At 38.4% G+C, this 10,291-nt stretch carries 16 protein-coding genes and 2 pseudogenes; 17 read left to right on the forward strand and 1 reads right to left on the reverse strand.

Translation table 11 applies throughout. From position 1 onward, the window contains the following. Positions 1 to 89: 89 nt before the first annotated feature. Together AC3WQH_RS24600 and arsC are read left to right on the forward strand one after the other, a co-directional pair. Positions 90 to 344: pseudogene (locus AC3WQH_RS24600) on the forward strand (response regulator); the annotation flags it as partial. A gap of 89 nt (positions 345 to 433) precedes the next feature. Further along, positions 434 to 859 carry an arsenate reductase (thioredoxin) gene (gene arsC / locus AC3WQH_RS24605; RefSeq protein WP_026678788.1) on the forward strand — a complete coding sequence of 142 codons (426 nt, stop codon included), beginning with the start codon at positions 434 to 436 and terminating at the stop codon, positions 857 to 859. A gap of 9 nt (positions 860 to 868) precedes the next feature. On the opposite strand, the pseudogene AC3WQH_RS24610 reads toward arsC, so the two are convergent. Then, positions 869 to 1,334 (reverse strand): annotated as a pseudogene (locus AC3WQH_RS24610) (DUF2243 domain-containing protein); the annotation flags it as partial. A gap of 249 nt (positions 1,335 to 1,583) precedes the next feature. On the opposite strand from AC3WQH_RS24610, the gene AC3WQH_RS24615 reads away from it, so the two are divergent. The 15 genes from AC3WQH_RS24615 to AC3WQH_RS24685 all read left to right on the forward strand — a co-directional run bounded on the left by AC3WQH_RS24615 (position 1,584) and on the right by AC3WQH_RS24685 (position 10,268). Then, complete coding sequence (locus AC3WQH_RS24615; protein ID WP_026678594.1) at positions 1,584 to 1,901, forward strand: rhodanese-like domain-containing protein; 318 nt, start codon at positions 1,584 to 1,586, stop codon at positions 1,899 to 1,901. Between the two features lie 18 nt (positions 1,902 to 1,919). Further along, positions 1,920 to 2,504 (forward strand): sulfurtransferase TusA family protein, encoded by a 585-nt coding sequence (locus tag AC3WQH_RS24620; RefSeq protein WP_026678593.1) that lies wholly within the window; start codon positions 1,920 to 1,922, stop codon positions 2,502 to 2,504. Between the two features lie 26 nt (positions 2,505 to 2,530). Then, the gene (locus tag AC3WQH_RS24625) at positions 2,531 to 2,926 is read left to right on the forward strand and encodes a DsrE/DsrF/DrsH-like family protein (protein WP_026678592.1); all 396 of its coding nucleotides are present in this window, start codon (positions 2,531 to 2,533) and stop codon (positions 2,924 to 2,926) included. An 18-nt stretch (positions 2,927 to 2,944) separates the two neighbouring features. Next, on the forward strand, positions 2,945 to 4,093 hold the full coding sequence (locus AC3WQH_RS24630; RefSeq protein ID WP_026678591.1) for an MBL fold metallo-hydrolase: 1,149 nt from the start codon (positions 2,945 to 2,947) through the stop codon (positions 4,091 to 4,093). Positions 4,094 to 4,106: 13 nt separating this feature from the next. Continuing rightward, on the forward strand, positions 4,107 to 4,334 hold the full coding sequence (locus tag AC3WQH_RS24635) for a sulfurtransferase TusA family protein (protein ID WP_026678590.1): 228 nt from the start codon (positions 4,107 to 4,109) through the stop codon (positions 4,332 to 4,334). A gap of 63 nt (positions 4,335 to 4,397) precedes the next feature. Further along, positions 4,398 to 5,180, forward strand: a complete 783-nt coding sequence (locus tag AC3WQH_RS24640; protein ID WP_026678589.1) for a sulfite exporter TauE/SafE family protein — start codon at positions 4,398 to 4,400, stop codon at positions 5,178 to 5,180. A 20-nt stretch (positions 5,181 to 5,200) separates the two neighbouring features. After that, the gene (locus AC3WQH_RS24645) at positions 5,201 to 5,500 is read left to right on the forward strand and encodes a rhodanese-like domain-containing protein (protein WP_327991346.1); all 300 of its coding nucleotides are present in this window, start codon (positions 5,201 to 5,203) and stop codon (positions 5,498 to 5,500) included. Positions 5,501 to 5,734: 234 nt separating this feature from the next. Next, positions 5,735 to 6,217: a DsrE/DsrF/DrsH-like family protein gene (locus AC3WQH_RS24650; RefSeq protein ID WP_026678587.1), complete on the forward strand. Its 483-nt coding sequence runs from the start codon at positions 5,735 to 5,737 to the stop codon at positions 6,215 to 6,217. A gap of 73 nt (positions 6,218 to 6,290) precedes the next feature. Beyond that, positions 6,291 to 6,554: a metal-sensitive transcriptional regulator gene (locus tag AC3WQH_RS24655; RefSeq protein ID WP_026678586.1), complete on the forward strand. Its 264-nt coding sequence runs from the start codon at positions 6,291 to 6,293 to the stop codon at positions 6,552 to 6,554. Positions 6,555 to 6,583: 29 nt separating this feature from the next. Continuing rightward, on the forward strand, positions 6,584 to 6,982 hold the full coding sequence (locus AC3WQH_RS24660; protein WP_026678585.1) for a rhodanese-like domain-containing protein: 399 nt from the start codon (positions 6,584 to 6,586) through the stop codon (positions 6,980 to 6,982). A gap of 22 nt (positions 6,983 to 7,004) precedes the next feature. Continuing rightward, complete coding sequence (locus AC3WQH_RS24665) at positions 7,005 to 7,580, forward strand: class I SAM-dependent methyltransferase (protein WP_290426606.1); 576 nt, start codon at positions 7,005 to 7,007, stop codon at positions 7,578 to 7,580. Between the two features lie 106 nt (positions 7,581 to 7,686). Continuing rightward, entirely contained in the window at positions 7,687 to 8,370 is a 684-nt protein-coding gene (locus AC3WQH_RS24670) for a prolipoprotein diacylglyceryl transferase (RefSeq protein ID WP_026678583.1), read from the forward strand. 43 nt (positions 8,371 to 8,413) lie between these two features. Continuing rightward, the gene (locus AC3WQH_RS24675; protein ID WP_290426607.1) at positions 8,414 to 9,130 is read left to right on the forward strand and encodes a cytochrome c biogenesis CcdA family protein; all 717 of its coding nucleotides are present in this window, start codon (positions 8,414 to 8,416) and stop codon (positions 9,128 to 9,130) included. Between the two features lie 11 nt (positions 9,131 to 9,141). After that, positions 9,142 to 9,708, forward strand: coding sequence for a TlpA disulfide reductase family protein (locus tag AC3WQH_RS24680; RefSeq protein WP_026678581.1), 567 nt, complete (start codon positions 9,142 to 9,144; stop codon positions 9,706 to 9,708). A gap of 17 nt (positions 9,709 to 9,725) precedes the next feature. Next, a complete protein-coding gene (locus AC3WQH_RS24685; protein WP_492332297.1) occupies positions 9,726 to 10,268 on the forward strand; it encodes a response regulator transcription factor in 543 nt (180 codons plus the stop codon). The last annotated feature ends 23 nt before the right edge of the window (positions 10,269 to 10,291 follow it).

The raw sequence follows: 10,291 nt of genomic DNA on the forward strand, positions 1-10,291 counted from the left end.
ATTCCTCACCCAAAAACGAAAAGCTATGAAAAAGTAAGAATAAGAGAGTATGTGTCCAAACCTAGGGGGTTAATCCGGAACCAAGTCACGCAATTCTTCTCAGATATAATCTTGAACGCATTGGTTATAATGTAGAGCATTTTGAGACTGGAGAGGAATTTCTAAAACATAATAACCCAAATGAATTCGGGCTAATTATTATCAATGTTCAACTTGGAGATGTAGACGGTTTAAAGCTTTGTGAAACAATAAGAAACAAGGGAATCGATGTTCCTATATTGTTTTTGACCACATCGTTTAATCAAGAACAGTGTTCTTGTATCTTGACGCAATGGATATTTTGAACAAACCCTTTAGCTTAAAAGATTTATTAAGTAAGGTTGAACAAATGCTGTTATTAAATAATCCAAAAAATGAAAAAGGAGAATGAAAAATGGATAACAAAAAATTGGTGTACTTTCTTTGCACAGGAAATTCTTGCAGAAGTCAAATGGCACACGGTTTCTTAAATGCTCTTGGTAGTGACAAATACGAAGTTAAAAGTGCAGGGCTTGAAGCTCACGGGCTTAATCCACGTGCCGTTGAAGCAATGAAAGAAGCAGGAGTAGATATCAGCCATCATACTTCTGACATAATCGACCCAGAAATTTTAAAACGAGCTGATTATATCATTACTTTATGTGGTCACGCAGCGGATAACTGCCCAGTAGTGAACAATCCAAATGCAATCAAGTGGCACTGGGGATTTGATGACCCTGCGAAAGCAACAGGAACAGAGGAAGAAATTAAAGAACAGTTCCGCAAAGTTCGTGATGCAATTAAATCCCGTGTTGAGCAGTTCGTTAAAGAAGGCAAATAAGTGAAATTCCTTTTCGGGTGATCTTGTACGCATAAGGATAACAATACCGCCTACTACCATTGCAAGGGCTATAACATTCCAAATCAAATCGTACATAAGAACATTCTCAACATAGCAAACTGGTGTATCCTCATTATCTTGTGTTGGATTGTACCATCGTATAATTGAAATCCGCCCGCACCAAGTAATACACCACCCCACCATCTATTGAGTACAAGGTGTTTCGTCGACGCAAATCAGCGAACATAAACAAGCCGCCAATGGTCGCAACCCAGCTAAAAGCGTGAATAAAACCATCCGAGACCAGCCAAATCTCAGTTGTGGACTTGTCGTAAAAATGATGCCAATGAAGAAGTTGATGAAAAACAGTTTCATCGAAAAAAGCAACAAAGCCAAGACCGAACAAGAAACCTGACCACAAATTACGATTCGAGTGAAATGAATAAGTTCTAGATTCTGAATCATTTTTGCGAATTGTGAATTGAGAAGACCTAATAACTCTCCTGTAAATATCTATTGGGTATAATTATCATATAACCAATTTTAATGACGTTGAGCAAATAAAACAATACTTAGCCCACTTCCACCAAGAAATTGAATTTCATGCAGTAGGTTATTAAAGGTGTTGACATATCTTCTTTGATGCATATAATAATACCCATAGGGGTATATGTATAAGACTCAAGTGAACAGCACATATTTAAAGAGACAGGAGGGAAAAATAATGCGTGGAACGTGGAAAGATATTACACCCCAAGAAGTAAAAGATAAATTAACCACCCAAAAGGCAGTCCAACTGATTGATGTAAGAAATCAAGAAGAATACTCGGAAGGACGAATTAAAGGTTCTAAACTCATTCCACTAAATGAACTTCCAAACCGTTTAAGTGAAATCGAAAAAGATAAGGAAGTGATTTTCATTTGCCGAAGCGGAAATAGAAGTGGAAAGGCATGTGAATATTTGTCAAATCTCGGATACGACAACCTGCTGAATATGGCAGGTGGAATGTTGGGATGGAAAGGCGAAGTGGAGAGAGACTAAATCTCGGGAGGAATGTTTATGAGTTCACAAGCTTCGATTAAAGCAGATAAAGTCCTCGATTGTAAAGGTCTTGCATGTCCAATGCCTATTGTAAAAACAAAAAAGGCTGTAGAGGAATTACAGCCAGGTCAAGTCATTGAAGTACAGGCTACGGACAAAGGTTCATTAGCTGATATTCAAGGATGGGCAAAAAATACAGGACATCAATATTTGGGTACCGTTGTAGAAGGGGAAATTTTAAAGCATTATCTCCGCAAGTCAAGTCCAAGTGAAGTAAAGGAAGAAACAAAATACCCTCATACAATCACCAATGAAGAATTACAAACAAAACTTAATGCAAAGGAGAAATTCACGATCTTGGATGTGCGTGAACCAGCTGAATATGCATTTAATCGCATTCCAGGAGCTAAGTCCATTCCATTAGGTGAATTAGAATCTCGATTAAATGAATTGAACCCAGATGAAGAAATTAACGTTATTTGCCGAACAGGAAGCCGAAGTGATATGGCTTGTCAACTTTTAGCTGAAAAGGGTTTTAAAAACGTTAGAAATGTATTGCCAGGAATGTCTGGGTGGACAGGAACAACGGAAAAAAACCAATAAATCTACATCAAACGGAGGAACGAGTAATGGCAACAAAAGTCGCAATTATTGCAAGCAACGGTGGATTGTTTGACGCATACAAGGTATTTAATATTGCTACAGCCTCAGCTACAACAGATGCAGAGGTCGCTATTTTCTTCACATTTGAGGGGTTGAATTTAATTCATAAAGAGGCTTATCAACAATTGCCAATGCCAGTTGGCAAGGAACATTTCGCTGAAGGGTTCAAAAATGCAAATGTACCTTCTATTCCTGAATTAGTGGGGATGGCACAGCAAATGGGTGTAAAAATAATTGCATGTCAAATGACAATGGACGTAATGAATTTGAAGAAGGAAGACTTTATCGATGGAATTGATGTTGGTGGGGCTGTTACATTCCTTGATTTCGCGAAGGATGCCAATATTACCTTAACATTTTAAGCTATGGAGGATATGACAATGAACACGATAACAGGTTTGAATAAAATGTCTCCAAACGAATTGGCACAAATTGTTTTCCAAAAAGAGGAGTTATTTATCATTGATGTCCGTAATGAAAGTGATTTTAATGATTGGAGAATTGAAGGGGATAAGATTGAAATCATTAACATCCCATATTTTGATTTGATTGATGGGGTAGATCCAGCTCTCGATAAAATACCTAATAACAAGAAGGTGCTTGTGGTTTGTGCAAAAGAAGGTTCTTCTCAATTTGTTGCGGAGAAAATTGTCGAAGCTGGAAGAACCAATGTTTTCTATCTCGAAGGTGGAATGAAAGCTTGGAGTGAGCATTTGGAACCCGTAAAGATTGGTGATTTAAAAGACGGAGGTTCCATTTATCAGTTCGTTCGAATTGGGAAAGGATGTCTCTCCTATATGGTGGTTTCTAATGGAGAAGCAGCCATTGTTGACACGTTACGGATGACCGATGTTTACGAGCAATTTGCTAAAGATATTAACGTATCAATTAAACATACGATTGATACTCACTTGCACGCAGACCATATTTCTGGCGGAAAGAAATTAGCTGAAAAAGTTGGAGCAACTTACTGGCTCCCACCAAAAGATGCAACAGAGGTTACTTTTACGTACGAAAAACTGGAGGAAGGCAAAAATATTACAGTTGGTAATACAACGATTACCATCCAACCGATATACTCCCCAGGTCATACAATTGGTAGTACCTCCCTTATTGTTGACGACAAGTATTTTCTGACAGGGGATATTCTATTCATTGAATCGATTGGTCGTCCAGATTTGGCTGGTAAAGCCGAAGATTGGGTGGGAGACCTCCGTAACACGCTATACAATCGGTATAAAGAGCTTTCCAATGACCTGATTGTTCTTCCTGCACACTTTGGAAAAATAACGGAACTGGGCGAAGGTGGAAAAGTATCCGCTCGTATGGGTGATTTGTATCAGAAAAATCCAGGTTTAAACATTCAAGATGAAGTTGAATTCAGAAAAACAGTTACAGAGAACTTGCCACCACAACCGAATGCCTACCAAGAAATTCGTCAAACCAATATGGGGAAAATTACCCCAAATGAAGAAGAACAACGGGAAATGGAAATTGGTCCAAACCGTTGTGCGGTACACGATAAATAAGGGGGAAACAAAGATGAATAGCAATAAAGTATTAGATGCAAAAGGGTTGGCATGTCCGATGCCAATTGTGAAAACAAAAAAAGCAATCGGTGAAATTGAATCGGGTGAGGTTCTGGAAGTCCATACAACAGACAAAGGGGCTAAAAATGACCTAACTGCTTGGGCAAAGTCATCAGGACATGAAATGTTAAAAGACACAGAAGAAAATGGTGTATTAAAGTTCTGGATTAAAAAAGGATAAAAATAGGAAAGGGAATGACTTTAAGTATAGTGTCATTCCCTTTTTTGGAAAGAAGGGTATAACATGGATTGGGCATATATCTTGATGTTATTTGGAATTGGATTTGTCGGGTCAGCCATATCGGGAATGGTGGGGATTGGAGGCTCAATTATCAAATATCCAATGCTGTTATACATTCCGCCTGCATTGGGTTTCATAGCCTTTACTGCCCAAGAGGTTTCAGCAATTAGTGCTGTCCAAGTATTTTTTGCTACGCTTGCTGGTATGTTCGCATTCCGAAAGGGTGGTTACATTAATAAGCTATTGGTCATCACAATGGGGATATCGATTATTGTTGGAAGTTTCATTGGAGGATACGGGTCTAAATTTCTTCCGAATTCCACCATTAATTTGGTCTACGCAATTTTGGCGCTAATCGCTGCCGTCATGATGTTTTTGCCAAAAAAAGGTGATGATGTAGAAGACTTTACGAAAGTGAAGTTTAACAAAACCTTAGCAGCCATCCTTTCGGGGATTATAGGAATCCTATCTGGAATTGTTGGAGCAGCAGGTGCGTTTATTACCGTTCCTGTCATGCTTGTCATATTGAAAATACCTACTAGGGTAGCGATCGCATCATCTTTGGCTATTACCTTTATTTCATCTATTGGCTCTACAGTAGGTAAGTTTCTAGGCGGACATATGTTGCTTATTCCATCCCTTATTATGGTTGTGGCAAGTACAGTGGCTTCACCATTAGGGGCTATGATAAGTAAAAAAATAAATACAAGAATTCTCCAGTGGATTTTAGCCGCATTGATTGTTGCTACGGTGGTTAAAATATGGTTTGAAATTCTGACTCAATAAAAAGGAGGGGGGTTGCAGAAATGCAAAAAATTTCATTTAAGGAGCAAAACACCGAAGAAGTGCTGAGAAGATTAAAAAATAGAGAAGATGTTGTTGTATTAGATATTCGTGAACCTAAAGAGTGGGCAACAGGGCATATTCCAGGTGCTAAACATATTCCCTTGGGTGAAATCCCATACCACCTACAAGAGTTTAATTCGAATAAAGAAACCATTGTTGTATGTCGTAGTGGAAATCGTAGTGGAAAAGCATGCGAATTGTTACATGCCAAGCGGTATAATGTTGTGAATATGAAGGGCGGTATGAGAGTGGACGGGTGATATAAAAAAGACTGATAAGAAACAGACAATAACTTGGGGAGGATCTCTATAGCCTCAAGAACCTTTGGTTATTTTTTAAATTAAAGTCGATTTATTCACTTGAAGTCCGAATGCAATGGTGAAGTTTAACATTGATCTATTCTTTTTTGCATATTAATATACCGATAGCAGTATAAGTATGTAATTACTTTGTGTTACAGATACATTAAAAATAATATTTGGAGGAGAGCAGAGATGGAAAATAAAAAAGAGAAAACAACGATTATTTTATTTAGTGGGGATTACGATAAGGCTATGGCAGCCTTTATTATTGCTAATGGTGCAGCGGCTTATGACCATGAAGTGACGATTTTTGCCACATTTTGGGGATTGAATGCATTTAGAAAAGAACAACCTATTCCTGTTAAAAAAGGGTGGTTGGAAAAAATGTTCGGCTGGATGATGCCGCGAGGTGCCGAGAAATTGTCTTTATCCAAAATGAATTTTATGGGGATGGGACCGAAGATGATTAAACATGTTATGAAGAAGCACAATGCTCTGACACTCCCGCAGTTGATGGAAATGGCTCAGGAACAAGGAGTAAAACTGGTTGCTTGTACGATGACTATGGATTTGTTAGGTCTTCAAAAGGAAGAACTTATTGATGGATTAGAATATGCAGGGGTAGCAGCTTATTTAGGGGATGCTACGGATGCGAAGGTAAATCTGTTTATCTAAACAAGTGTATTACTTATTTTTTAGTTGTATATTATACCTATACGAGTATACGGCTGGAGGGAATGGTTAACAAATGAATAATTACACTGACGAAATAAAAAAACGATTGAGACGATTAGAAGGACAGGTCCGTGGCGTTCTTCGGTTAATGGAGGAAGAGAAGCCTTGTAAAGAGGTAGTAGCGCAACTTTCAGCAGTTCGAAATGCCGCTGATAAGGCTATTGCTCAAATTGTAGCTGTGAATTTACAGCAATGTATTCAAGAGGAGCAAGCTGCTGGGAGAGATACAGGTAAGCTTGTTCAAGAAGCGGTGGAGCTCTTAGTGAAAAGTCGATAAATCAGTTTTATTGGGGAGGAAAGAGGTTTGTGGAGACTTCAACGTTAATAAACATATTGGTTTGGATCCTATTGGGTTGGTTTGTCTATTCAAGATTTGCACCTATTCAAGGCGTAAAGAATATCAAGGCAGATGAACTAAGCAAGCAATTCACGAATAACAGTAAAAAAGTGATTATTGACGTTCGTGAACCCAGAGAATACGAGAACGGCTATATACCTGGCGCAATTAATATTCCATTATCACAGATAAAAGGGCGTATGAAGGATATCCCAACCGATAAAGACATATTTTTATACTGCCAAAGTGGTATGCGGAGTAAGCAAGCTGCAAGAATACTAACTAAAGGCGGTTTTAAAAACTTGTTTAATCTTCAAGGTGGAATAATGGCTTGGGGAGGTAAGATTCAAACCCCTTCAAAACTGTAAGTTGAAAGGAGTGAAGCCAACTTTGAATGAAAAAAGGTTTAATCCAGCCAACTTGGAAAAACTTGATAATCCCGAACGACGTAGGACACTACCACCCAATAAACTATTAGGTTTACTTCCCATTAAGGAGAATGACAACATTCTAGATATTGGAGCTGGCACTGGGTACTTTACAATACCTGCAGCCAAACGAACGAAAGGCACTGTCTATGCTTTGGATGTAGAACCAATCATGTTGTCTGTTATTAAGGATAAGGCAAATGAAGAAAATCTGGACAATGTAGTTCCTGTTGAAGGCACAATTGAACAAAATCCGTTAGAAGATGAAAAAGTTGAGCATATCATTGCCTCTTTCGTTCTTCATGAGGCGGAACCACTATCGCAAGCCCTAAAAGAAATTTATAGAGTATTGAAATCAAGTGGCTACTGCTTCTGCTTGGAATGGGAAAAGAAGCCAATGGAACAAGGACCGTCGGAACATCATCGTATCCATTCTTCCGATATGGAAGATTTGCTTGCAAAGGTAGGGTTTCAAGTAGTTAAACGATATAATCCAACCGACTTACATTACATTTTGATTGCTCAAAAATCGAAGTAATAGACCATTTCATTGTATTAAGGTTGCCTATTCCCATACGGAGAATAGGCTTCTTTATTAAAAGTTAACAATACGTGGCTATCCTACTGTTGAGAGGAGGAGAAGAATGTTTGGTGCGATACAAATTGGTCCATTTGCTATAAATGCGGGGATCTTTACGTTCATTTTATGCTCACTTCTTGGATACCTAGCAATTAAAAAGCGGTTAGAGAATGAAAAGGGAACGAAAGATGTAATATCACAAATGGTAATGAACTTGATATTCATCACATTTGTTTTGTGGAAGTTTAGTTATGTGATATTCCACCCTTTGGAGACTATCCGTCATCCGATATCGATTATCTATTTCTCTGGCGGAGAAAGGGGGATATGGCTTGCTGGAATCGCGACTATTGTCTATATAACGGTGCAAATAGCAAGAAAGAGAATACTTATCAATGTAACGATGGATACTTTCGCAACAGGATTGCTAATCGCTTGGGGAGTCGGACATGCAATTTGGTTAGCGGTTGAGAGGTACGAATTGTTCTATCACCTATTACAGATTGTGGTGAGTGTGATCTTGTATGTCTGGGTCATAAGAAAAATAAGTGTCGGAAATATCAAAGAGTGGCTTCCCGTTCTCATGTGGTTTTGCATTGGACAGATTCTTGCGTTATTTTTTACGAAGTCCCATTTAGCCTTTTTTTTAGGATTTTCAAAAATACAATTCGTCTTTCTTTTCTTATCCAGCATCATTATGGTATTGGATTACTCTTGGAAGAAATCAGATAACTTTAAGGAAACGTAACAGTTTCTCCGTAACCTAGATAAATGGAAGGAGGGAGTACGATTTGGAAAACATCAATATTTATTTTGCATTTGTTGGAGGTCTGCTTTCATTTTTTTCACCTTGTATTTTCCCCTTACTACCAGCTTATGTCGCCAATTTAACAGGCTCATATGTGAGGGACAATAAATTGGTCGTAACAAAAAGAGTGGTTTTGCTGCGCTCCATTAGCTTTATTGCAGGTTTTAGTCTTGTATTTGTGCTAATGGGGGCTTCAGCCAGCATTATCGGGCAATTGATTTCCGATAATCGAGAAATAATCGAAAAAGTTAGTGGTCTTCTCATCATCATTTTCGGTTTACAAATGGCAAACATCCTTACGATTCCCTTTCTTATGTTTGAAAAGCGACTACAAATCAATCAAAACAGCATTCAAGATAGATGGCGCCCCTTTCTTATGGGAGTTGCATTTGGAACAGGTTGGACGCCATGTGTGGGAATGGTTTTATCGTCTATCCTGTTATTGGCTGGAACATCCGAAACAATGAACCAAGGAATAGTCATGTTATTGGTCTACTCATTTGGTTTAGGCATTCCGTTTTTATTTATTTCTATCGGTGTCACCTATTCATTGGCTGTTGTGAAAAAAATCAACAAAATACTTCCGTACTTGAACAAAATAAATGGTTGGATATTAATTGGGTTGGGTTTGCTGTTATTTACAGGACAATTGCAAAAGATAAGTGCCTGGCTTGCGACATTTACACCATTTCGTTTTTAGGAGGAAAGGTAATGAAAAATGTAATTGCCATTTTTGCTTTATTGGTATTGGTTGCTTGGGGGATATACAGCACTGTAAAAACTCCGTCAAATGAAGCAAATGAGAGTGTAAGAAATGTAAATCAAGGCGAGCAGACGAACAGAGTGGTAGGTATAGAAAAAGGGAATATGGCTCCTGACTTTACTTTGAAATCATTAGACGATCAAGAATTCAAGCTTTCTCAGTTCAAAGGGAAAAAGGTAATCATCAATCTGTGGGCTACTTGGTGTCCACCTTGCCGAGCTGAAATGCCTGATATGCAGAAGTTCTTTGAGGAAAACAAAGAGGATGGGTTGATAATCCTAGGAGTCAATCTCACTCAATCCGAAAAAAGTCGAGACAACGTTTCGACATTTCTAAACGAGTTTGGGATTACCTTTCCTGTTGTCTTGGATGAAGACAATAAAGTGGCTGATACCTACCAAGTTGTATCCATTCCAACCAGTTACATTATTGACTCTCAAGGAATAATACAAGAGAAGATAATAGGTCCTATGAATAAAGAAATGATGGAGAAATTGATTTCTTTTGTTGAGTAAGTGTTTGGAGGATTGAAATGAACACGAAGGGAAAGTCAATTCTTGTTGTGGAAGACGATGAGAAAATTAGGAATCTGGTGTCATTGTATTTAATGAATGAAGGATATGAGGTGTGGGAAGCAAAGGATGGTGAAGATGCGAAAGAGAAGTTTCTTCAATATGACCCTTGCTTCGTTATATTAGATTTAATGCTCCCGAAGACCAGTGGCGAAGAAGTTTGTAATTGGTTACGTGCGGAATTGAAAGCAGATATTCCAATCATAATGCTTACTGCAAAGGTAGACGAAAGAGACCGTATTAAGGGACTTGAAATGGGGGCGGATGATTACCTCACCAAGCCATTTAGTCCGAAAGAATTGGTAGTAAGGGTAGAGACTGTATTACGAAGAACCGCACAGAGATGCAGTAAGATTACCTATCGTGGTATTACCGTTAAACCTCAACGTGGAGAGATAAACTACTACGGTGAACCTATTTCCTTAACTCAACATGAATTCAAATTACTTCGGATTAACCCCCTAGGTTTGGACACATACTCTCTTATTCTTACTTTTTCATAGCTTTTCGTTTTTGGGTGAGGAAT

This window comes from Brevibacillus sp. FW301-21C12A (assembly GCF_058788915.1).